General features: G+C 74.9%; 17 protein-coding genes. 4 read left to right on the top strand and 13 right to left on the bottom strand.

The window, feature by feature from the left end; translation table 11 throughout:
• Positions 1 to 33: 33 nt before the first annotated feature.
• Together ACFXHB_RS36505 and ACFXHB_RS36510 are read right to left on the bottom strand one after the other, a co-directional pair.
• On the bottom strand, positions 34 to 1,602 hold the full coding sequence (locus tag ACFXHB_RS36505; RefSeq protein WP_380579944.1) for a PucR family transcriptional regulator: 1,569 nt from the start codon (positions 1,600 to 1,602) through the stop codon (positions 34 to 36).
• Positions 1,603 to 1,738: 136 nt separating this feature from the next.
• A complete protein-coding gene (locus ACFXHB_RS36510; protein ID WP_380579946.1) occupies positions 1,739 to 3,811 on the bottom strand; it encodes an ATP-binding protein in 2,073 nt (690 codons plus the stop codon).
• Between the two features lie 241 nt (positions 3,812 to 4,052).
• On the opposite strand from ACFXHB_RS36510, the gene gabT reads away from it, so the two are divergent.
• Together gabT and ACFXHB_RS36520 are read left to right on the top strand one after the other, a co-directional pair.
• Entirely contained in the window at positions 4,053 to 5,408 is a 1,356-nt protein-coding gene (gabT, locus tag ACFXHB_RS36515; RefSeq protein ID WP_380579948.1) for a 4-aminobutyrate--2-oxoglutarate transaminase, read from the top strand.
• A 496-nt stretch (positions 5,409 to 5,904) separates the two neighbouring features.
• Entirely contained in the window at positions 5,905 to 6,537 is a 633-nt protein-coding gene (locus tag ACFXHB_RS36520) for a phosphatase PAP2 family protein (protein WP_380579950.1), read from the top strand.
• On the opposite strand, the gene ACFXHB_RS36525 is transcribed toward ACFXHB_RS36520, so the two are convergent.
• Positions 6,534 to 6,869, bottom strand: coding sequence for a DUF2218 domain-containing protein (locus ACFXHB_RS36525; RefSeq protein ID WP_380579952.1), 336 nt, complete (start codon positions 6,867 to 6,869; stop codon positions 6,534 to 6,536). The genes ACFXHB_RS36520 and ACFXHB_RS36525 overlap by 4 nt on opposite strands.
• Before the next feature lie 180 nt (positions 6,870 to 7,049).
• On the opposite strand from ACFXHB_RS36525, the gene ACFXHB_RS36530 reads away from it, so the two are divergent.
• Positions 7,050 to 7,670, top strand: coding sequence for a MarR family winged helix-turn-helix transcriptional regulator (locus tag ACFXHB_RS36530; protein ID WP_380579954.1), 621 nt, complete (start codon positions 7,050 to 7,052; stop codon positions 7,668 to 7,670).
• On the opposite strand, the gene ACFXHB_RS36535 is transcribed toward ACFXHB_RS36530, so the two are convergent.
• On the bottom strand, positions 7,561 to 8,502 hold the full coding sequence (locus ACFXHB_RS36535) for an EamA family transporter (protein WP_380579974.1): 942 nt from the start codon (positions 8,500 to 8,502) through the stop codon (positions 7,561 to 7,563). The two genes, ACFXHB_RS36530 and ACFXHB_RS36535, sit on opposite strands and share 110 nt — an antisense overlap.
• Positions 8,503 to 8,608: 106 nt before the next feature.
• Between ACFXHB_RS36535 and ACFXHB_RS36540 the strand changes: the two genes are divergently transcribed.
• Positions 8,609 to 9,631, top strand: a complete 1,023-nt coding sequence (locus ACFXHB_RS36540; protein WP_380579956.1) for a LysR family transcriptional regulator — start codon at positions 8,609 to 8,611, stop codon at positions 9,629 to 9,631.
• Between the two features lie 51 nt (positions 9,632 to 9,682).
• Here the strand turns inward: ACFXHB_RS36540 and ACFXHB_RS36545 are convergent, their stop codons facing one another.
• The 9 genes from ACFXHB_RS36545 to ACFXHB_RS36585 all read right to left on the bottom strand — a co-directional run bounded on the left by ACFXHB_RS36545 (position 9,683) and on the right by ACFXHB_RS36585 (position 21,006).
• Positions 9,683 to 10,438 carry a ZIP family metal transporter gene (locus ACFXHB_RS36545; protein WP_380579976.1) on the bottom strand — a complete coding sequence of 252 codons (756 nt, stop codon included), beginning with the start codon at positions 10,436 to 10,438 and terminating at the stop codon, positions 9,683 to 9,685.
• A gap of 324 nt (positions 10,439 to 10,762) precedes the next feature.
• Positions 10,763 to 12,433, bottom strand: coding sequence for a restriction endonuclease (locus tag ACFXHB_RS36550; protein ID WP_380579958.1), 1,671 nt, complete (start codon positions 12,431 to 12,433; stop codon positions 10,763 to 10,765).
• Positions 12,434 to 12,546: 113 nt separating this feature from the next.
• Positions 12,547 to 14,328 (bottom strand): hypothetical protein, encoded by a 1,782-nt coding sequence (locus ACFXHB_RS36555; RefSeq protein ID WP_380579959.1) that lies wholly within the window; start codon positions 14,326 to 14,328, stop codon positions 12,547 to 12,549.
• Between the two features lie 195 nt (positions 14,329 to 14,523).
• Positions 14,524 to 14,838 carry a cupin domain-containing protein gene (locus tag ACFXHB_RS36560; RefSeq protein ID WP_380579960.1) on the bottom strand — a complete coding sequence of 105 codons (315 nt, stop codon included), beginning with the start codon at positions 14,836 to 14,838 and terminating at the stop codon, positions 14,524 to 14,526.
• A gap of 147 nt (positions 14,839 to 14,985) precedes the next feature.
• Positions 14,986 to 15,642, bottom strand: a complete 657-nt coding sequence (locus tag ACFXHB_RS36565) for a YigZ family protein (RefSeq protein ID WP_380579962.1) — start codon at positions 15,640 to 15,642, stop codon at positions 14,986 to 14,988.
• A gap of 105 nt (positions 15,643 to 15,747) precedes the next feature.
• Positions 15,748 to 17,037, bottom strand: a complete 1,290-nt coding sequence (locus tag ACFXHB_RS36570) for a DUF6986 family protein (protein WP_380579964.1) — start codon at positions 17,035 to 17,037, stop codon at positions 15,748 to 15,750.
• Between the two features lie 136 nt (positions 17,038 to 17,173).
• Positions 17,174 to 18,745: a DUF2637 domain-containing protein gene (locus ACFXHB_RS36575; RefSeq protein WP_380579966.1), complete on the bottom strand. Its 1,572-nt coding sequence runs from the start codon at positions 18,743 to 18,745 to the stop codon at positions 17,174 to 17,176.
• Positions 18,746 to 18,979: 234 nt separating this feature from the next.
• Positions 18,980 to 19,645: a LuxR C-terminal-related transcriptional regulator gene (locus ACFXHB_RS36580; protein WP_380579968.1), complete on the bottom strand. Its 666-nt coding sequence runs from the start codon at positions 19,643 to 19,645 to the stop codon at positions 18,980 to 18,982.
• Positions 19,597 to 21,006 carry a sensor histidine kinase gene (locus ACFXHB_RS36585; RefSeq protein WP_380579970.1) on the bottom strand — a complete coding sequence of 470 codons (1,410 nt, stop codon included), beginning with the start codon at positions 21,004 to 21,006 and terminating at the stop codon, positions 19,597 to 19,599. Before ACFXHB_RS36585 ends, ACFXHB_RS36580 begins: the two co-directional genes overlap by 49 nt.
• Positions 21,007 to 21,282: the final 276 nt, after the last annotated feature.

Raw genomic sequence — 21,282 nt, forward strand, 5'->3', positions numbered from 1 at the left:
CGCCGCGCCCCGGCCCACCGTGCCCCGGGCGCCTCACTCCTCGCCGGAGCGGAGGGCCAGCCAGAGCTCCATCCGGACATCGGTGTCGTCCAGCGAACGGCCGAGCAGTTCCTCGACCCGCCGCATCCGGTAGCGCAGGGTGTGCCGGTGCACGCCCAGATCGGCGGCGGCCGCGTCCCACTGGCCGTGTCTGGAGAGCCACGCGCGCAGCGAGGCCACCAGGTCCCCGCGGGCGGTGCGGTCGTGGTCCCGCAGCGGACGGAGCAGCCCCTCCGCGAACGCCGTCACGGCGTCCTCGCCCAGCAGCGGCAGCAACGAACCGGCCCCGACCTCCTCGTGGTCCACCGAGCGGCGGCCGCCGCGCAGCGCCACCGCGAGCGCCCGCTCGGCCTGCGCGTTCGCGGTGCCCGCCTCCTCCAGCGCGGCCGGTGCCGAGACCCCCAGCGACAGGCCCTCGTGCTCCTCCACCGCCCCCAGGCAGGCCCGGTGCACCGCGCCGTTGTCGAGGGCGAGCACCATCAGCCGAGGCCCGTGCGCGCCGCCCTCCTCACGCGCCACCAGCAGCTTCTCCCCCACCCGGGCACCGGCCTGCTCGGCCCGGTCGCCCAGCTCGCCCAGCGCCTCGGTGGCGTCCACCCCCTGGCCCGCCCCGGCCACCATGACCCGGACCGTCCCCTCCGGCAGACCGCCGAAGAGCCCGGCCGCCACCTGCCGCGCGGTCGCCACCTCGCCCGCCAGCACCATCCTCAGCAGCGCGGCGCCCATCCGCTCCTCGGCCTGGCGCAGCTCGCGCGAGCGCTCCAGGGTGAGGGTCAGCAGCGCCACCGCCGCGTTCAGCACATACCGCTCGGTCGGGGTGATCCGGTCCTCGGTACCGACCGCGAGGAAGCCGCGGGCCCGGCGGTCCGCCCCCAACGACTGGACCACCACGTAGTCCTCGTCCGCGGTGTCTATCCCCGGCGAACGCCCCTGCAGCGCGGCGCTCGACGGCGCCGGACGCCGGCGCAGCCGGTCCACCTCGGCCGCCAGCCGGCCGGCCCGGCGTGCCGCCCAGTCCGGGGCCACCACCGAGAGCGCGCCCGAACCGTCGTACAGCGCCGCCCAACCGCCCAGCCGGGCCGCCAGCCGACGCACCACGGCCGTGGTGCCGTCCTTGCCGAGCGCCGCCCGGGTCAGCTCCTCCTGCGCCTCGAAGCTGGTGGTGACCGCCTCGTACTGCTCGGCGGCCAGCGCCGCCGACACGACCTTGCTGATCGCGATGAACGGCGTCGGCTCCGGCACCCGCAGCAGCGGCAGCCCGCGCTGGGCGGCCGCGTCCACCAGCGGCTGCGGCACCTCGGTGTGCGACAGGCCGACGCCGAGGCCCAGCCCCACCACGCCCGCGTCGGCCAACCGGTGCACGTACGCCTGCAACCGGGCCGCGGTGCGGCCCAGCTTGATGCCGGTGGTGAGCAGCAGCTCACCGCCTTCGAGGAACGGCGTCGGGTCGTCCAGCTCACTGGTGTGCACCCAGCGGACCGGCCGCTCCAGGTGGTCCGCACCGGCGAGGACCGTCAGATGGAGCGAGGTGTTGCGGACGACGGAGGCGAGTGTGGGAGGCATGGCACCTTCGGGGGACGACCTGACCGCGCCGTTGCGGCCGGGCGGGGAGAGGGCTGGGGAATCTGGTGAGGGTCTCTCCCCACATTATGGACGCCCCGGACAACCGGCACTGCCGAATCCACCTCGGAGGCGAGCTTCAGCCCCGCAGATCCACCAGCAGCGGGGGCACCTGCTCACCCGAGACCGCCGTCAGCGAGACCACCGCGTGCCCCGCCGGCAGCGCGTGCGCCAGATCCGACGGCGACCAGCGCAGCCGCTCCACCTCCCGGGTCGTGACCGACTCGGTCTGCGCCGTCGTCCCCGACAAGGCCTTGCGCCCCAGCCGCCCGGCCCGGCGGACCAGACCGCCCGAGGTGTCCGGCGCGTGCGTCACCGCCGTCTCCCGGACCAGGTGCGTGCCCCAGGCCTCGGAGAACAACCGCCCGTCCCACGGCGCGATCCCCGGGAACACCATCCGGCAGCCGACCGCCCCGAACAGCGGCGCCCGCAGCGCCTCGGGCAGATCGACCAGGGTCCGCAGCAGCAGAACGGCGCCCGCGTTGGCCGCGCGCAGCCGCTGCAACCCGCGCACGATCTGCGCGTCCAGCGCCGCCGAGGCGTCGTCAACCACCAGACCGGCGAAGAGCGAGCGGTCCTCCCGGGCCGACGCGGCCTGCACGAACTGGCCCACCACCAGCCTCGACAGCATCCGCGCCGCCTCCGGGTGACTGCGCTCCGGCAACTTCACCCGGACCCGCAGCGGGTGGTCCAGCACCCGCATCGCGAACGGCGGGCGACCGGTGCCGTCGGTCGCGAACGCCCCCTCGAAGGCCGGCCGGTCCAGCAGCGCCAACCGGTCCGCCAGCAGCGCCCCCGGATCGTCCGCCCGGCCGCGCTGCCGCTCCCGGTGCTCCAGGTCCCGCTCGTACGCCCCCAGCCGGCCCGCCGCCCGGAGGGCCTTCACCAGAGCCTCCAGCGCCTCCGGCTCACCGCCGAGCAGCGCCCGCAGCTCCCGCACCGCCGGGTAGCGGCCGAACCCGGCGTGGAACGGCCCGACCACCTGCTGCAACGCCGTCCGGGCGGTCTCCGCGCGGGCCGTCAGCTCGTCCGGCAGCAGCGCCTCGGCCAGCCGGGCGGCCGCCTCGTCCGGATCCCGCACCGCGCCGTAGAGGTCCAGGCCGTACGCCGACCCCTGGTCCCCGGGCGCGATCACCACGTCGTACCAGGCGTCCGGCCCGAGCTCCGCGTCCGCCGCGCCGATCACCACCGCGCACGCGGTACCGGCCAGCGCCTGGAGGCAGAGCGCCTCGGCCACCGGCCGGGCCAGCCGCGCCGTCTTCCCGGTCCCCGCCGGACCGACCGCCAGCAGCGAGGTGCCCAGCAGCGACGGGTCCAACGCGAAACCGGCCGCCCGGTGCGTCAACGGGTTCTTCGGCACGTCCTGCGTGGTGCCCAGGCGCACCTGGCTCAGCAGCAGATCGTGCTGCTCGTCCCGCCCGGCCAGCTCGCGCGCCTCGGAGGGGTGGGCGAAGGCCGCCGCCCCCCGGGCGGCCACCTGCTCGACGAAGGCCGGCACGAACAGCGGGTCGGCCTGGGCCGACTCCCAGGCCCGCTGGATCCGCACGTAGTCGACGTCCCCGGTGGGCTCACCGTCCAGCCGGCCCGCCGCCGCGGCCGCCCCGCCGAGCCGCAGCGCCGCCCACGGGTCGCCCGTCCACTCGGCCTGCGCGGCCGCGCCGTCCTCGACCGGATCCTCCCTGGTCACCATGCGTGCCATCAACGGCGCCACGTACCGCCGCCACACCTCGGGCCAGCGGCCCATCCGGCCGAAGACCTTGATCACGACGGCGAGCACGAGCACGTTGACAGAGAGACCCACCACGGTGACCGCCGTATCGGACGGATGCTCCACCCAGACCGTCAGGACAATCAGGCGGAGCACCAACTGCGTCCCGTAGAGGAAGGCCAGCCACCCCACCACCGCATTCAGTCCGGCCCGCAGGAGGAGTGGCCAGGTCGGGACCTTGGCGTCCTCCGCCCGGTCGGGGTCGACCTCGGCGTGGCCCTGCCGGTAGACGCCCGGGGCGGCGGCGGGGCGGGGGGCGGCGACCCAGGCGGGAAGATCGAAGGGCGGGGACGCCGCGGGACGGCCGGGGCGTTGGTGCGGCATCGGTGTCGCAGGTGCGGCGGTGGTCCGCTCGCCGTGGCCCCGTGCCCCGTCCAGTCCCATGTACGGCCCCGCTCCCTCGCCCGCCCGGCCCGACCGTCGTCGGTCCCGCCATACCCATGCCGCCGCACCGGCGACACGCCCGCGCTCAATGTAGTGGAGTGAGGGCTGCCGGTAGTCGCACTCCGTGCGCTGGCCGCCCCGGACAAGTCGGACGGCCCAGTGCTACCGAGTGGCGCATGCCCGGCCGGGGAGGGCCGCCGTAGCCTGCGAAGCACCGAGCCGAGAAGTCTGGAGAAAACCCATGAGCGCCGCAACGCCGCTCCCGCAGGAGCGCCGCCTGGTCACCGCGATCCCCGGTCCGAAGTCGCAGGAGCTGCAGGCCCGCAAGCTGGGTGCGGTGGCGGCCGGCGTCGGCACCACCCTGCCGGTGTACGTGTCCCGCGCCAACGGCGGTGTGCTGGAGGACGTGGACGGCAACTCGCTGATCGACTTCGGCTCCGGCATCGCCGTGACCAACGTCGGCAACAGCGCCGAGGCCGTGGTGGCCAAGGCGACCGAGCAGCTGGCCGCCTTCACGCACACCTGTTTCATGGTCACCCCGTACGAGGGTTACGTGGCCGTGGCCGAGCAGCTGAACGAGCTGACCCCGGGCGACCACGACAAGCGCACCGCGCTGTTCAACTCGGGCGCCGAGGCGGTCGAGAACGCGGTGAAGATCGCCCGCGCCTACACCAAGCGCACCGCCGTCGTGGTGTTCGACCACGGTTACCACGGCCGCACCAACCTCACCATGGGCCTGACGGCGAAGAACATGCCGTACAAGCAGGGCTTCGGTCCGTTCGCCCCGGAGATCTACCGGGTGCCGGTGGCCTACCCCTACCGCTGGCTGACCGGCTCGGAGAACTGCGCCGCCGAGGCCGCCGCCCAGGCGATCGAGATCATCAACAAGCAGATCGGCGCCGAGAACGTCGCCGCGATCATCATCGAGCCGATCCAGGGCGAGGGCGGCTTCATCGAGCCGGCCAAGGGCTTCCTGCCGGCGATCGTGGAGTACGCGAAGGCCAACGGCATCGTCTTCGTCGCCGACGAGATCCAGACCGGCTTCTGCCGTACCGGCCAGTGGTTCGCCTGCGACGACGAGAACGTCGTCCCGGACCTGATCACCACCGCGAAGGGCATCGCCGGCGGTCTGCCGCTGGCCGCGGTGACCGGTCGCGCCGAGATCATGGACGCCGCGCACGCCGGTGGCCTGGGCGGCACCTACGGCGGCAACCCGGTGGCCTGCGCCGCCGCGCTGGGCGCCATCGAAACCATGAAGGAGCAGGACCTCAACGGCAAGGCGCGGCGGATCGGCGAGATCATGCTGGGCCGGCTGAGCGCCCTGCAGGAGAAGTTCGCCGACCACGACTCGGTGCGGATCGGCGAGGTCCGCGGCCGCGGCGCCATGATCGCCGTGGAGCTGGTGAAGCCGGGCGACAAGGAGCCGAACGCGGAGGCCACCGCGGCCATCGCCAAGGCGTGCCACGCCGAGGGTCTGGTCGTCCTGACCGCCGGCACCTACGGCAACGTGCTGCGTTTCCTGCCGCCGCTGGTCATCCCGGAGCACCTGCTGAACGAGGGCCTGGACATCCTGGAGAACGCCTTCACCACCGTCTGAGCCCGCTCGGGCCGCACACCCGTGACCGGGTGACTCCAGACCCGCCGGAGGGATTCCGGACAGCGCTGAACGGCCCGTGCGGACTCCTCGTCCGCACGGGCCGTTCGGTCTGTACGGGCGGGTTCGTCCGGATGTGCGGGACCGGCCGGGCGTCGTCCGCCGGGGGGTGAAGATGCTGTGCGGAATCGCTGAAGCTCCTCAGTGCGGACCAGCCGTTGACGTAGTGTCATGACAGATGGACAGCGAGCCCCAGCCCCTGGCGGATCCGTCCGCGGCACCGCCCCCACCGGCGGGTCCGCGCGTCGGCCGCGAGGACGACCAGGCCGTCCCGGAAGGGACGGCGCACACCGAAGACCGATCGACCGACCGTCCGACCCATACCCCCCGGGGCGCGCGGAACGGCGATCATCAGAGCCGCCCCGGAGCTCTCCCCCCTGCTCCGGGGCGGCCACTTCGCGTTCCGGACCGGCTGGCGGGCCTGGCCGGTTCGGCCGCCGTGCCGGTGGTCCTGGCCGCCGTCCTGGTCCTGGTCTCCTGGCAGGTGGCCGTCGACGGACCGCTGCTCGGCGTCGACCGCTGGGCCAGGCACGCCGTCCGGGAGACCCGGCACGAGCTGCACAGCACCCTGCTCAACCATCTCGGGAAGGCGCTGTCGGACCTCGGCAGCTCCGTCCCGGCGATCCCGGCCCTGCTGGCCGCCGGGGCGTCGGCCGCGTGGCGGTCCCGCCGGACCGGGGCGCCGCGCTGGTGGCTACCGGCGGTGACGGCGGTGCTGACGGCCGGGCTGATCCCGCTGCTGGTCGTCCCGGCCAAGGCCTGGTTCGCCCGGCCGGGGCCCTTCGGGGCGCCCCTGGCACCGGACCAGTGGGGCTGGTACCCGTCCGGCCACACCGCGACCGCGACCCTGTCGTACGGGGTGGCCGCGCTCCTGCTGGCCCGTACCGTCGGCGTCCGCGCGCGGCGCCGGCTGTACGCGGCCGCCGCCCTGCTCGCGACCGGCGTCGGCCTCGGGCTGGTGTGGAGCGACTACCACTGGCTGCTGGACGTGGTGGCGAGCTGGTGCCTCGGCGCACTGGTGCTGTGGACGCTCGCCCGCGTCCCGCTGCCCCGGAAGGGCCGCGACTCCTAGCCCTCGGCGGGCTCCTCGTTGCGCTGCACGAGGCCGGCCTCGCCGTTGTCGCGCCGCCAGGCGACGACCAGCTCGTCACGGGCGCCGAAACGGACCAGGTGGCGGCCGACCACGTCCTCCAGGCCCGGCAGGTTCTCGGTCTCGCCCTCGACGGTGAGCAGCAGGGCGTCGGACGCGGCCTCCAGCGTGGCGGTGCCCAGGCCGAAGGTCAGGGTGCCGCGGCCGGTCTCGTCCGACCACTGGGTCTCGATCTTGCGGCTCATGTGGGCGGCGAGCTGCTTGGCGTAGCGGGCGGGCCGGTCGGTGGCGACGCGGGCTTCGGAACGGGGCATGAGCCCTCCAGGGTTCGCGGGAGGGAACTTAGGCTGCCCTCACTCGACACCAAGCTAACCCAGATAGTGAGCCTGGCTCAACAACTTATCCGGGCCGCGCCCGGTGGCGGGTCGGACGCCGCTCCCTCCTCCCGGACCGGCCGATACCCTTGGTCGAACATCTGCCGAGGAGAGCCCGCCATGACCACCACGCCGACCGACGACGCGGCGAGCTCCTCCCCCGGCCCCGACAGCGCCGCCGCGCAGGAGGTGGTCCACGCGCCGGACCGCACCGCGGCACCCGACAGCGCCGCCGCGCCGGACACCGCGGCCGCCCAGGACACCGTGGCCGAGCTCGCCGACGCGATGACCAGGGCGATCAAGCGGATCCGGCGGCGCACCAGCGAGCGCCTGGAGCCCTACGGCATCACCCCCGGTCAGGGCCGCGCCCTGCGCACCCTCGCGCACGCCCCCGGCTGCGAGCTGCCGGACCGGGCGATGCGCCTCGGCGACCTGGCCGAGCGGCTGCACATCGCCCCCCGCTCGGCCACCACCGTGGTGGACGCCCTGGAGGAGGCGGGCCTGGTCGAGCGCACCCCGGACCCGGCCGACCGGCGCGCGGTGCGGATCGTGCTGACGGCGGCCGGCCACGCGGCGGTGGAACGGATCGGGCAGGTCCGGCACGAGGTCGCGCAGGAGTACTTCGGCCCGATCAGCGCCGCCGACCAGGACCTCCTGCTGCGAGCGCTGCGCTCCGCCGAGACCGCGTACGCGGCCACCACGCCGCCGCGCCGGACCGCGCCCTCGGGCGCACCGCGGTGATCCCGATACCGGCGATCACCAGCAGCGCCGCGCAGCCGGCCACCGGGCTGACCCGCTCACCGAGCAGCAGCCAGGCGGAGGACATCCCGAACACCGGCACCAGCAGCGAGTAGGGCGCGACCGCGGTGGCGTCGTAGGTGCGCAGCAGGAAGCTCCAGGCGACGAAGCCGAACAGGGTGGACACCAGTCCGACGTACCCGATCGCGCCCAGGCCGGCCGGGGTGAGTTCGCGCAGCGCCCGCAGGTCGGCGGCCGGCCCCTCGACCAGCAGCGAGAGCCCGAGCAGCGGCAGCGGCGGGACGGCGCTGACCCAGACCATCCAGCGCAGCGCGTCCGACGGCGCGGCCCTGCGGGTCAGCACGTTGGACAGCCCCCAGGCGACGGCGGCGAGGACGACCAGGGCGAACGCCCCGACCGGACCGTCGAGGCCGCGGTCCACGGCGCTCAGCCCGATGCCGGCCAGGGCGACCCCGAGGCCGGCCAGGCGCCGCCGTCCGGGCCGCTCACCCAGCATGACCGCGGCGAACAGCGCGGTGAAGACCGCCTGGCTCTGCAGGACCAGCGAGGAGAGCCCGGCCGGCATCCCGGCGTGCATGCCGAGGAAGAGCAGTCCGAACTTGATCACCCCGAGCACCAGGCCGACCGCGAGGACCCACCGCCAGGCGACCCGCGGCGGGCCGACGAAGAAGATCGCCGGAACGGCGACCACCGCGAAGCGCAGGGCGCAGAAGAGCAGCGGCGGGAAGTTCTCCAGGCCGACGTGGATCAGGACGAAGTTGAGACCCCAGACGGCGGCGACCAGGACGGCCAGGGCGATGTGACGCGGCCTCATGCTGCCGCCGGGGGCGGCCGGTGTTGCGGTCATGGGTCGAGGATGGCCGCCGTCGACCATGTAGCACCAGCGATGAATTCTGAAGCACACGCTTTAGCATTGCTGCATGATGGATCTGGGACGCCTGCGGGCGTTGCACGCGGTGGCCGTGCACGGTTCGGTCGGTGGGGCGGCGGCCGCACTCGGGTTCACCGCCTCGGCGGTCTCCCAGCAGATCGCCAAACTGGAGCGCGAGACCCGGACGGTACTGCTGGAGCGTCAGGGCCGGGGCGTGGTGCTGACCGACGCCGCCCGCGAGCTGGCCGGCACCGCGCAGGCGGTGCTGGGGCTGGTGGAGCGGGCCGAGGTGCGGCTGGAGGAGCAACGCGGACAGGCGGTCGGACGGCTCCTGGTGGCCGCCTTCGCCACCGGCGCGCGCGGGCTGATGCCGGCCGCCCTCGCCGACCTGCGCGGGCGCTGTCCCGACCTGGACGTCCGGCTGCTGGAGAGCGACCCCTACCCGGCGGCCGAGCTGGTGGCCCGCGGCGAGGTGGACCTGGCGCTGGTCCAGGACTGGCCGACCGTACCGCTGCCGGTGCAGGAGGGCCTGGCCCGGCTGGACTTCGGCCCGGACCCGGTGGACCTGCTGCTGCCCGCCACGGATCCGTTGGCCGAGCTGGCCGTGGTGCCGGTGGGGCGGCTCTGCGGGCAGCGCTGGATCAGCGTGCCACCGGGCAACATCTGCCACGACTGGCTGGTCCGCACCCTGCGCGAGGCCGGCGAGGAGCCCGACGTGCGCTACCAGGTCGGCGAGTTCGAGACCCAGATCGCGCTGATCGCGGCGGGCCTGGGGGTGGGGCTGGTGCCGCGGCTCGGCCGGGGCGCCCTGCCGCCGGAGGTGGTCGCCCGCCCGGTCGTCCCGGAACCCGCCCGGCGGGTGTTCGCGCTCTGGCGCGCCCAGGCCTCCCGGCGACCGGCGATCACCGAGGCACTGGCCGCGATGCGGGCCCGGTGGGCCGCCCTGACCTCGCCCGCCGCCCCGGCCGGGCTCGGTGGGACCGGCGGTCCTGATGGTCCCGGTGGTCCTGGTGGTCCTGGTGGTCCTGACGCGACCGGTGGCCTCGGGGGGACGGGCGAGCCCCGAGGGTGAGCGGCCGCCCGGTCGGACCCGGCCGGGAGGCGCTCAGGGGCGTGGTCGCTGTCAGGCGGCGAAGCCGATCACCAGCCACATGAAGCCCACCCCGAGGATGGTGCAGAGCAGGGTGGCGCGGGACGGGTGCGGGCTGTGCGCCTCGGGGAGGATGTCGGAGGTCGCCAGGTAGAGCAGGAAGCCGGCGAAGAACCCGAGGTAGAGGCCGAGCAACTGCTCGGGGATGGTGAACAGCAGGGTGATCGCGGCGCCGGTCACCGGGGCCAGCGCGTCGGCCGCCAGCAGGGTCAGCGCCCGCCGGCGGTCGTTCCCGTACAGCCGGGTGATCGTGTAGGTGTTGAAGCCGTCGGCGAAGTCGTGTGCCACCACGGCGACGGCCACCACCGTCCCGACCGTGGTGCCGGCCTGGAAGGCCGCGCCGATCGCGAACCCGTCCATCACGCTGTGGCCGACCAGGGCCAGCGCGGCGGTCAGCCCGATCCCCGGTGCCGACGCCCCGTCGGCCGCCGCCGGCCGGCGCCGCGCAGGGGAGTGGGCGTGCTGGTGGCCGTGGGTGTGCGCGGCGTACTCGCCCTCGTGGCCGCGGTGGATGGCGACCGCGCGCTCGACGACGTGGATGGCCAGGAACCCGGCCGCGAACATCAGCAGCGCCTGCGGTACGCCGTGGATCTCCTCGGGCGCCTGGTGCAGTGCCTCCGGCAGCAGGTCGAAGGCCACCACGCCGAGCATCAGCCCGGCGGCGAAGCCGAGTACCAGGTGGCGGCGGTCACCGGTGCGCTGGGCGACGTAGCCACCGATCAGCGTCATCAGGAACGCCCCGGCGGCGACCAGGATCGCGGTCACCGCGGCTCCCCCGTCCCGGCCACCCTGCCCATCGCCCGCCTCCCCCGCGTCCCGCGCGTCCCGGTGCTCCCGGTCGTCCCGTACGTCCGTCCGTCGCGGTCGCCCCGGTGGTCCACGGGCGTGACCACCGGCCGGTGCCGGTCACCCGGGCGGGTCCGCGCCCCCAGCCTCGCCCCCCGTACGGAGCGCCGCCCGCCGGGCGGGCCGGGAGGGTGAGCCGGGAGGGTGAGCCGGGAGGGTGACCCGGACCGGCCGGGCAGAAGCCGCCGATGCCCGGCTCCCGCCCGCTCAGTGCCCCGAGGCGAGCGGCAGCCCGAGGTGGGTGCGGGCGAGCTCGCGAACCCCGTCACCGTCGACCAGGTGGATGTGCTGGTGCTCGCCCTCGCCGGTGAGGTCGAGGGCCTCGTCGCTGAACCGGCCGGTGGTCAGCCGCAGACCGCGCTCGGCGGACTCCTCCCGCACGGCCTCCGCCAAGGTCCGGATCTCCTCCTCGCCCACGGCTCCGGAGCCTCGGGAGGCCCAGACCACCCAGCGCCCGGGCAGCGCGCTCCCCGCGGCCCCCTCCCCGGTGGCGACCAGGCCGGCCGGGCCGCGCAGCCGCACGCTCCACTCCTCCAGCCCGCCCCGGGTCAGCAGCTCGCGGACCAACTGGGCGAACTCGTTCGCCGAGAGGTCCGAGGCGGACGGCACCGTGGCGCCGGCCAGGGCGGCCGGTTCGACGCCCGCCCTGGCGTAGGGGTCGGGGGTCACGGCCGCGCCGAGCTGGCGCAGCCGGACCAGCGCCTCGTCCTGTTCGGCGTCCGCGTAGACGCCCTCGCCGTCGTGCTCCTCGTAGGGAGCGGCCGCCGGCAGCAGTCTGGTCCGGGCCAGGGCGTCGCGGTCGGCGTCCACGCTCACCAGGCAGAGCGGCTCCGTCCCGGCGCTCTCGCGCAGCCAGCCGTTCAGCACGACCCCGGCCAGTATCTCGTCGGTGTCCACGGCGTCGGCGGCCTGCAACGCCCGCAGCGCCAGCCGGGCGACCAGCCGAAGGTAGTCGGTGGCCCGGTCGGCGGGCGGGCGCGGCACCGGCAGGATGTCGCCGTCCGGAGCGAGCCGGTAGCCGGTCAGCGAGGGCACCAGGTCGAGGTCCGGGAGGTCGAGGTCGAGCACGGCGGTCCGGGTGAGCGGGCGGAAGACGGCCCGGCAGGGCGCCGGCAGGTCCTGGGTGGCCGTCTCCGCCGCGGCCAGCGCCCGCTCCAGCAGGGACTCGACGGCGGCCGGTTCCGCCAGCCGGTACGCCCGCCGGCACTCCTCCAGGCTGTCGTTGTACTCGCGGACGGCGCGGGCCCTGGCCTGCTCGGTCTCCTCGTGGGCCCGCCGCGACTCGTCCTCGGCCGGGCGGCCGGCCTCGGCGTGCCGGGTGCGCCACTCCCGGAGGGCGCGCTGGTGGGTGAGCCGCGCCTGGGCCAGCTCGCGCTGGAAGCCGGAGTCCAGCAGCCGCCGGGTCGGCGGCTCGTCGGGCGCGGCACCGGCCGGCTCGGCGGGCGCGAAGTCCTCCCAGCGCGGTTCCGCGTCGGCGTCGGCGCCGCCCTGGCCGGCGCTCGGGTAGGGCCGCGGCTCGTAGTGGCGGAGCTGGCTCTCGAAGTCCATGGCCGAGACGGGCAGCGCGGCCCGGCGCAGCAGATCGGCCAGCCGGTCGTGCTCGGCCCGGACGCTCACCGTGCGGTGGTGGGTCAGCGCCGCGGCACGGGCGTGAGCGGCGACCGACTCGTCCGCGCCGTCCTGAACCCCCGGTGCGCCGGCCCCCGGTGCCGGCGCACCGGGTGGGCCGTCGGACCCGTCGGGCCCGTACGGTCCGTCAGGGGCGGCCGGCGAGCCGTCCACGCCGGGGACCCCGAGGTCACGGAAGACCGTGGCCAGGAAGCCGGGTCGGGGGGCCATGACAGTGCCCTCGGGCTGGCCGTCTGCTGAGTACTGCATCGGTCGTCGTTCCCCCATGCTCGTCCGGCGCCTGCCCGGGGCGGCCGGCGAGCCCGCGGACCGCCCCTGCCGGACATTGTCCACCGAACGGGTGCACCGGTCAGCCAAGCCTCTCAGTTGGTCCGGGTGTTGGTCAGGTGCAGGCCGATGTAGCCGACATAGATCCGGCCACTGCCCGAACAGTCGTCGAGGTAGTGCAGCCGCGGGGCCGTCCGCCCGCCGCCGATCCGCAGGTGCGCGCCCATGAAGGCCCGCCGGGAGGTGTCCACGCACTCCGGGACCGGCAGCATCCGCTCGCGTTTCCACTTGGTGTGGCTGAAGACCGTCCGCGACTCACCGCGCACCGCCTTGCGGGGCGGGAAGCGGTGGCAGCCGGCCGGGGTGTGCTCGCACCACTGCTTGAAGTCTCCGCCGGCCGCGCCGCGCACCGCCGCCTCGGCGTACTGCTGAAGGGCCGTCAGTCCGTCCCAGGTGAGCCGTGCCCAGCCGGCCCCGGTGCACCGCAGATCGTCCAGGGCGAGCGCGCTCTTCTGGTCCCCGGTGAAGGTGAGCAGCGGGAACTCGCCCAACCGGGCCATCAGTTCGGTGAAGGTGTCCGGTACCACCGCGAGAGCGCGGTCACCGGGGGCGACCGGGCGGGCGGCGGACCCCGGCAGTACGGGACGCCGACCGGACGCGCCACCGGTGCCGACGCAGAGCCGCCCGACCGGCCCCCTGGCCTGAACGCCCCGGCGCAGCACCCCGACCGCCCCGCCGGACGGCTCGTCGGCCGGCAGCCGGCGGCCCTGGCGGCGCTCCCGGCGCAGGCTGTGCCGCACCCGCTCCAGTTCGTCGGCCCTGGCCTGCTGCTCGGCGTGGTCCTGCCGCTCCTCGCGGGCGAGGGCCGCCCGCTCGGCCCGGCTGGGGGCGTCGTCCGGGCCGGTGCCCGCGCGGACCCCGGGCACGGGTGCCCGCAGCACGGGGACGGCGGCCAACGGCGGGGGCAGCGGTTGCTCGGCGGCGAGCCGACGCGGTTCGCGGGCCAGCAGCCCGGCCGCCCGGCGGAGGTCCTCCTCGATCCGGTGGCGGGCCAGTACCGGGTGCCGGGCGCCGTCCTGCCGGGAGGCCGGATCGATCTCGGGCAGGTAGGTGCGCACCGCCCCGCCGTACACGGTGTGGTACTCCAGCGCGACGTTGAACTCGGTACGGGCGCCCGGATCCAGCACGTAGGCGGTGGCGAGGCCGGGGAGTTGCCGGCAGAGCGGGCGGACGACGTCCGCCACCCAGGCGTCGAGGTCGTGGTTGACCGGGACACTGGCCACCACGGTGGGCAGCCGCCGCTCCGGGTCGCAGAGTTCGTCGATGAGGCCGTCGACCTCGGCGGCCGTCAGCACCCTCGGCACCGGCAGGACGGCGGCCGGGCCGTCGGCGGCGTCGAGCAGCGGCAGCAGACCGGAGGCGAGTTCGGGCACCGGCACCCGGCACGGCGTCCGTACCCCGCTGCCGGTGGTGTGGGTCTCGGCCTCCAACCGGACCCAGGTGCGGCCCTCGGCCCCGGTCGCCACGGTCAGCGTGAGTTGATGGGTGCCGTGCGGTGCCGGTGTGCGCAGCCGACGGCGGTCGTAGTACCCGGAGCCCGGGCCGCCGCGCAGCGGGCCGCCGTCGCGGTCGAGCAGGACCCGGTCGCCCAGACGCAGGCGTTCGGCGGGGACGTCGGCGGTGTCGGACCGGTGCGGTGCCGGCGGTGGCTCGTCGCAGCCCTCGTGCTTGAGCCAGGCGGCCAGGCGCTGGTCGGCCAGGGCCACGGCGTCGTCGTGCGGGAGGGCGGTGGTGACGGTCATCCGGTAGGGAGTCGCGGGGCCCCTGGGGCCGGGCAGACCGGCACGGGCGGACGGCGGAAAACGGTCTGAGGTCATGCGCATACCTCCGTGGTGCGGTGGTGGGGTCTGTCGTCCTCCATCGATGGGTGTGTTCGTCCGGTTGTCCCGGATCCTTGCCCAGGAAACGCCACAGCCCGGAGCGGAAGTTCCAACTCCGGGCCACGTCAATACGTTCGAGTGAATCTGCTCAAGCCGCCCACCCCTCCGGGCCGACATCTGCTGCGGGCGGGTTCAGCCCGCGGCGCGCCCGGCGCCGCTGCGGCTCCACTCCGGTTCCGCGACCGGCACCGCCAGCGGACCGCCCTCCGGGGCGTCGTAGCCGGCGATCAGCACCACGGGGACGGTCCCGTGGTTGCGGCCGACGTGCACGTGGACCGGTCCCGCCTCCTCGACCAGCGAGTCGCCCGCGCGGCTGACCTCGACCCGGCCGTCGCGCAGGGTCCGGGTGAGCGTCCCGGACAGCACCACCACGTCGACCCGTCCCGGGTGGTAGTGCCAGCCGGTGCTGGCGCCCGGGGGAAGGGTGATGGTCTGGACGACGCGCATCGCGGCTCGGCCTCCTGGTCGGCGATCCGCCCAGGCTAGGCAGGCGGGACGGGACCGGAAACCGGCCGATCCCGATCTGTCCGAAAGTCTGTCCGGAACCGCCGGCCCGACGGTCCGACGCCCCCGCCCGGCCCGCCGGGCTCCCGCTCAGACCGGCACCTCGACGTACGTGCGCCCCGCCGCCACCGCCACCGAGGCACCGCCGGTCGCCTCCGCCAGCCAGGCGTGGAACTCCGCCACCCCTGGCTCCGGCACCCCGACCTCGATCCGCACCCCGGCCGCCTCGTAGGCCAGGTCGCTCACCGTGTACCCGGCCGCCCGCAGGTCGTTCTCGACCCGCCCGGCCCGGGTGTGGTCCGCCGTGACGGCGAGCAGCGCCACCGGCCGCCGCTCCAGCAGCCCGACCTCGTCCACCGCCTCCGACACCGCGTTCCCGTACGCCCGGACCAGGCCGCCCGCGCCGAGCTTGATCCCGCCGAAGTACCTGGTCACCACCACCACCGTGTCGGTGAGCCCGCGCCGGCGCAGCACCTCCAGCATCGGCACGCCGGCCGTTCCGCCGGGCTCCCCGTCGTCGCTGGAGCGCTCGCGCCGCTGCTCGTCGCCGACCACGAACGCGGTGCAGTTGTGCCGCGCGTCCCAGTACTGCTTGCGGATGCCCGCGATGAACGCCTGCGCCTCGTCCTCGTCGGTGACCCGGGCGAGGTGGCAGATGAAGCGGGATTTCTTGATCTCGATCTCGTGGCTGCCCGCGTGCCGGATGGTCAGGTACTGCCTCGGAGTCGGCTCCGGCGTGGCGGACATGGTGCGGCGGTTCTCCCGGAAGACGGCGAAAGGCTGGCGGCACCGCCCCGACGGTGTCCGGGGCGGTGCCGCCAGCCTAGTTGCCCGCCGGTACGGTCCGGCCGGTCAGCGGCCGGCCAGGGCGTCCAACCGGGCGCGGTCCAGGCCGGTGAGCGAGACCACCTCGGCGAGGTCGACCGCACCGCAGTCCAGCCCGCGCAGCAGGTAGCCGCTGAGCGCCCGCGCGGTCGCGGGCTCGTCCATCACGTCGCCGCCGGCCTTGGCGACGTACGCCGCCAGTCGGGCGGCGGCGGCCGCCAGACCCTCGCGGTAGAAGGAGTAGACGGCGACGTAGCGGGTCGGCAGGTGCGCCGGGTGCATGTCCCAGCCCTGGTAGTACGCCCGCGCCAGCGAGCGGCGGACCAGGTCGTGGTGGAGCTTCCAGGCGGCGTGCACCTGCTCGGTGGAGCCGGTCGGGATGACGTTGGTGGAGCCGTCGGAGAGCCGGACGCCGGTACCGGCGGCGGCCACCTGCATCACCGCCTTGGCGTGGTCGGCGGCCGGGTGGTCCATGCTCTGGTAGGCGGCGCCGACCCCGCAGGCGGCGCTGTAGTCGAAGGTCCCGTAGTGCAGACCGGTGGCCCGCCCCTCGGCGGCCTCGATCATCCGCGCGACGGTGGCGCGGCCGTCGGGGCCGAGGATGGCCTGGGTGGTCTCGATCTGGATCTCGAAGCCGATCCGGCCGGCCGGCAGCCCGGCCGAGCGCTCGAAGTCCTCCAGCAGCCGGACCAGCGCGGTGACCTGCTCGGCGTAGGTCACCTTGGGCAGCGTGAGCACCAGCCCCTCGGGCAGGCCGCCGGAGGCCAGCAGGGTGGTCAGGAACAGCTCCAGGGTGCGGATGCCGCGGTCACGGACGGCCGCCTCCATGCACTTGATCCGGATGCCGATGTAGGGCGGGGCGCTGCCGTCCGCCACCGCGGCCGTGATCAGCTCGGCGGTCCGGACGGCCGCCGCGTCCTCCTCGGCGTCGGGCCGGGGACCGTAGCCGTCCTCGAAGTCGATCCGGAGATCCTCGACGGGCTCCCGCTCCAGCTTGGCGCGGACCCGGGCGTGCACCTCGGCGAGCAGCGCGTCGTCGGCCACTCCGAGCGCACCGGCCAGGGCGGCCGTGGTGCCGGCGTGCGTGTCGAAGGCCTCCAGCGCCTGACGGCCCCAGTCGCGGACGGTGTCGGCGCCGAAGACGTCGGCCGGGACGTAGACGGTGTGGACCGGCTGGCGGCTGCCGGAGTCGCCCGGGTAACGGCGGGCCAGGTCGGCGTCGACGGGGGCGAGCAGCGCGTCCACGGCGGCACGTGCCGCTTCGGAGAACGACGCTCCGCCCGCCGGACCGGTACCGTCCACCTGGACCTGCGACATCCGTACTCCTCCGTGCCGAACCAGCGCTTCAACAATTTGTTGAGGCGAAGGTAACCCCGCCGGGATCGGGCGTCAATGGCCGACCGAGCGGTGGACGGGCGGGAGCGCGGCCCCCGGGACGGGTCGGCGGGGCGGGTCAGTCCCTCCCGGCGGCGAGGAAGCGGTCACGCAGCTCGGGGAAGAGCTCGGCGACGTCCTTGGGGTGCACCGAGCCGTCGGGCCGGTTGCCGGCCACCCCGTACTCCCTGGTCAGCCAGTCCGCGAGGCGCTGCGGGTCGGGCTGGTGGTCGAACGTGTCGATGTAGCTGACCAGCGCGGCGTAGCAGAGCTCGGGGTCCAACCGCGACGGGGCCGGGCGCGGACCGGAGTCGTCCTGGCGGCCGGGGCCCTGCGCGGCGGCCACCGCCGGGGCGAAGCCCTCCTCCCGCGGGTACTCGGCGTCCTGCGGGTACTCGCCCTCCTGGGCGTACTCGACGTCCTGGACGGCGTCGGGCTCCGACGGGAAGTCCGCGTACTCGGTGCCGTCCGGGCCGCCGTCGGCGGCGGGCCGCGGAGCGGCCTGCGCGGCGGAACGGGCGGCCGGCTCCGCCACCGGCTGCGGACCGGCGGACTGCGGAGCGGACGGGCGGGGCGGCTTGAACCACGGCGAGGCCTGGCCCGGCACCCGGCTGCCCGGAGAGCCGTCCCCCTGGGGTCCCGTGGTCCGCACCGGACGCTCGGTCCAGACGTTCAGCTCCTCCCGGGGCTGCGGCGGCGCCTGCTCCTCCTCGGCGGCCGGCTCCTGGGAGGCCCGCAACCGGACCGCGGCCAGCCTGGCGAGCATCGGCGCGGCCACCTGGGCGGGCACCGGCGCCACGGCGGGCGCGGCCGTCTCGGGCCGGGGCCGCTCGGGCCCGGGGCCGGCCTGGGCCAGCGGCTGGACCTGGGCCGCAACCGGGGCCTGGGCCTGGGCCTGCGTGCCGGCCGCCTCACCCGACGGGATGGCCGCGGCCGGCAGCCGGCTCTCCCGCAGCTCCTCCGCCTCGCGCGACTGCTCGTCCAACCGGTCCAGCAACGCCGGGTCCAGCGGCACCCCGTACTTGGCCAGCTTCAACGGCAGCAGCGCCTGGATCGGCGCCGCGCGGCGCCAGCCGCGCCCGTACCGGAAGCGCAGCTGCGCCCGGTAGACCAGCCGGTTCTGCTCCAGCCGGACGACCTCGTCGTAGGAGCGCAGCTCCCAGAGCTTCATCCGCCGCCAGAGCCGGAAGGTCGGCACCGGGGACAGCAGCCAGCGCATCAGTCGGACCGACTCCATGTGCCGGTCGGCCGTGATGGCGGCGATCCGGCCGACGGCGTGCCGGGAGGCCTCGACGACGACCACGAACAGCACCGGGATGACCGCGTGCATGCCCATCCCGAGCGGGTCTCCCCAGGAGGCCGCCGCGTTGAAGGCGATGGTGGCGACGGTCAGCAGCCAGGCGGTCTGCCGCAACAGCGGGAAGGGTATCCGGAGCCAGGTCAGGACGAGGTCCAGCGCGAGCAGCACCACGATGCCCGCGTCGACCCCGATCGGGAAGGCGTAGGAGAAGGCACCGAAGCCCTTCTCCGACGCCAGCTCCCGCACCGCGTTGTACGAACCAGCGAAGCCGATGCCCGAGATCAGGCACGCTCCGGCGGCGACCAGCCCGAGCAGGCTCCGGTGGGTCTTGGTGAGCGGAGGGCGTGCCATAACGTCTATCAACCCCTGGATGTCGGCTGCGGCCGTACGCTGCCTCGGCGGCCGGTTCCCGTTGTTCGGGGCGCCGGACGACTGAGCGGCCTCCGGGCTCGGCCCACCGGAGTTTACTCGTACAGCTGTTTCAGCGTCCTCGCAGCCCAGGGTGTCACCGGCCGCGGCGGCCACCGCGTGCAGGCCCGGTGTCGACCGGGTGCGGATCGGGTGGCGGCCCGACCCGGCGGGGTGTCAGGCCGTCCGCTCCGTCGTCCCGTTGAGGTACGCGAGCACGGCCTGCACCCGACGGTTGGCGTCGTCGGCGGGGGCGAGGTCGAGCTTGGTGAAGATGTTGGCGATGTGCTTCGCCACCGCTCCGTCGCTCACCACCAGCCGGGCCGCGATCGCCGAGTTGGAACAGCCCTCCGCCATCAGTTCCAACACCTCGCGCTCGCGTGGCGAGAGGCGCTGGAGCGTCCCCGGACGGCGGGAGGTGCTCTGCATCAGCTTGGCGATCACGTCCGGGTCCATCGCCGTACCGCCGGCGGCCACCCGACGGACCGCCTCGATGAACTGGTCAGCGTTGAAGACCCGGTCCTTCAGCAGGTAGCCGACGCCCCCGGTGCCGTCCGCCAGCAGCTCCCGCGCGTACAGCTGCTGCACGTGCTGCGAGAGCACCAGGACCGGCAGGCCCGGGATCTCCCGGCGCGCGTGCAGGGCGGCCTGCAGGCCTTCGTCGGTGAGCGTCGGCGGCAGCCGGACATCGACCACGGCGACGTCCGGACGGTGCGTCAGCAGGGCGTCCAGCAGTTCCGGACCGGTCTCGACCGCCGCCGCGATGGTGAAGCCGTGGGCTTCCAGTAGCCGGATCAGGCCTTCGCGAAGGAGGTAGAGGTCCTCGGCGAGGACAACTCGCACGGCAGCTCCAAGGTGATGGTGGTCGGACCGCCCGACGTACTGTCGATGGCCAGGACACCGTCGAAGGTACCCAATCGCCGCTCGATCCCGCGCAGGCCGGTACCCCGGGTGGGGTCCGCCACGCCGACGCCGTCGTCCGTCACCGTGACCCGCAGGATGCCGGCCCGGTAGAGGATGTCCACCCAGACCTGCTCCGCGCGCGAGTGCTTGGCGGCGTTGGCCATCAGCTCGCAGACGCTGAAGTAGACGGCCGCCTCCACCGGCGCCGGGGGCCGGTCCGGGAGGCTCACGCAGACCTCGGTCGGCAGCGCGCTGTCCAGCGCCAACGCCCTGACCGCGTCCCCCAGTCCACGCTCGGCGAGCACCGGCGGGTGAATGCCCCGGACGAGGTCGCGCAGCTCCTGGAGCGCGCGGGCCGAGGACTGCCGTGCCTCGGAGAGCAGCTCACGGGCCGCCACCGGGTCGGTCTCCATCAGGTGCTCGATCGTGCCCAGAGTCATCCCGATCGCGACCAGCCGCGCCTGGGCGCCGTCGTGCAGGTCCCGCTCGATCCGCCGCAGTTCGGCCGCCTGGTCGCCGACCGCGTCGGCCCGGGTCTCGGTCAGCTCCGCCACCCGCCTGGTCAGCTGGGCGTGCGAGGCCCGGCCGTCCTGGTCCAGCACCCGACGGGCCAGTTCCAGGTACCCGCGCACGGCGAACGGTGCCGCGAGCACGCCGAGCCCCGTCAACGCCAGCCCCAGGGCGATCGAGAGCAGCGCGGAGGCGCCGCCCGCGCCGATCGGTCCGTACACCCGGTGGTCCACCGACGCGGTCACCGCGTAGCCGGCCCCGCCCAACAGCAGACCGGCCACCGGCAGGACCAGCGCGGCCGCTGCCAGCGGGCTGATCATCAACCAGACGACCTCCGACCGGGTGGCCCGGTCCCGGGCGGCCCAGTGCAGCAGGTGGGCGAGCCTCGCGACGGCCTGGGAGCGGTGGTACGAGTACCCCGTCCACCAGTGACCGCGCTCGTCCCGCTCCAGCAGTGGCCGGGGGCTGTACTCCACTGGCAGCCGGATCCCGAACCAGCGGACGAGCTGGCCCCGCGTACGGTCCGCGGTCCGGCGCACCAAGAGGCCGGCCACGGCCGCGCCCGCGACGGCCGCCGCGACCAGAGCGATCAGCTGGCCCGGGTAGTAGGAGCCCAGCATCGAGGAGACCGAGCCACCGACGAAGAGCGCGGCCAGGAACGGCAGGACGACGGTCGGCACCGCGGCCAGCGCGAGCAGCGCCAAGCGGGCCAGGCCGCGGCCGCCCGAGGTGAAGGCGGCCTCGGTCTGGGCGCGCACGCTCGCGCTGCTCGTTCGACTCGCTGCTGTCACGGGTGCTCCTGGGGCCGGTACCGATCGTGGTTCTTCCAGTGTCCCCGGCCTGCATCGACGCGGCACTGGCCGTCCCACCCCGATTCCGGGGTGGACCTAGCACCACCTCCGGACAGCGTTTTCGCACTGCTCGCCCGCACTCGGCCGCTCCCTGCCGGCGGGCCGGTCACAGGAATGCGCCGGAAACGCAAAGAACCCCCACCCGAAATCGGGTGGGGGTTCTTTGGAATGATTGTTCGGCGGCGTCCTACTCTCCCACAGGGTCCCCCCTGCAGT

The sequence above is a fragment of the Kitasatospora sp. NPDC059327 genome (assembly GCF_042752535.1).
In the GTDB taxonomy this organism is placed as follows: Bacteria; Actinomycetota; Actinomycetes; order Streptomycetales; family Streptomycetaceae; genus Kitasatospora.

Bases quoted from the DNA above. Each gene is read 5' to 3' on its own strand.
- ACFXHB_RS36570 (WP_380579964.1), bottom strand. From the start codon at position 17,037: ATGTCGCAGGTCCAGGTGGACGGTACCGGTCCGGCGGGCGGAGCGTCG.
- ACFXHB_RS36565 (WP_380579962.1), bottom strand. From the start codon at position 15,642: ATGTCCGCCACGCCGGAGCCGACTCCGAGGCAGTACCTGACCATCCGG.
- ACFXHB_RS36555 (WP_380579959.1), bottom strand. From the start codon at position 14,328: ATGACCTCAGACCGTTTTCCGCCGTCCGCCCGTGCCGGTCTGCCCGGC.
- ACFXHB_RS36530 (WP_380579954.1), top strand. From the start codon at position 7,050: ATGACCACCACGCCGACCGACGACGCGGCGAGCTCCTCCCCCGGCCCC.
- ACFXHB_RS36525 (WP_380579952.1), bottom strand. From the start codon at position 6,869: ATGCCCCGTTCCGAAGCCCGCGTCGCCACCGACCGGCCCGCCCGCTAC.
- ACFXHB_RS36510 (WP_380579946.1), bottom strand. From the start codon at position 3,811: ATGGGACTGGACGGGGCACGGGGCCACGGCGAGCGGACCACCGCCGCA.
- ACFXHB_RS36575 (WP_380579966.1), bottom strand. From the start codon at position 18,745: ATGGCACGCCCTCCGCTCACCAAGACCCACCGGAGCCTGCTCGGGCTG.
- ACFXHB_RS36545 (WP_380579976.1), bottom strand. From the start codon at position 10,438: ATGACGCTGATCGGTGGCTACGTCGCCCAGCGCACCGGTGACCGCCGC.
- ACFXHB_RS36505 (WP_380579944.1), bottom strand. From the start codon at position 1,602: ATGCCTCCCACACTCGCCTCCGTCGTCCGCAACACCTCGCTCCATCTG.
- ACFXHB_RS36560 (WP_380579960.1), bottom strand. From the start codon at position 14,838: ATGCGCGTCGTCCAGACCATCACCCTTCCCCCGGGCGCCAGCACCGGC.
- ACFXHB_RS36535 (WP_380579974.1), bottom strand. From the start codon at position 8,502: ATGAGGCCGCGTCACATCGCCCTGGCCGTCCTGGTCGCCGCCGTCTGG.
- ACFXHB_RS36550 (WP_380579958.1), bottom strand. From the start codon at position 12,433: ATGCAGTACTCAGCAGACGGCCAGCCCGAGGGCACTGTCATGGCCCCC.
- gabT (WP_380579948.1), top strand. From the start codon at position 4,053: ATGAGCGCCGCAACGCCGCTCCCGCAGGAGCGCCGCCTGGTCACCGCG.
- ACFXHB_RS36540 (WP_380579956.1), top strand. From the start codon at position 8,609: ATGATGGATCTGGGACGCCTGCGGGCGTTGCACGCGGTGGCCGTGCAC.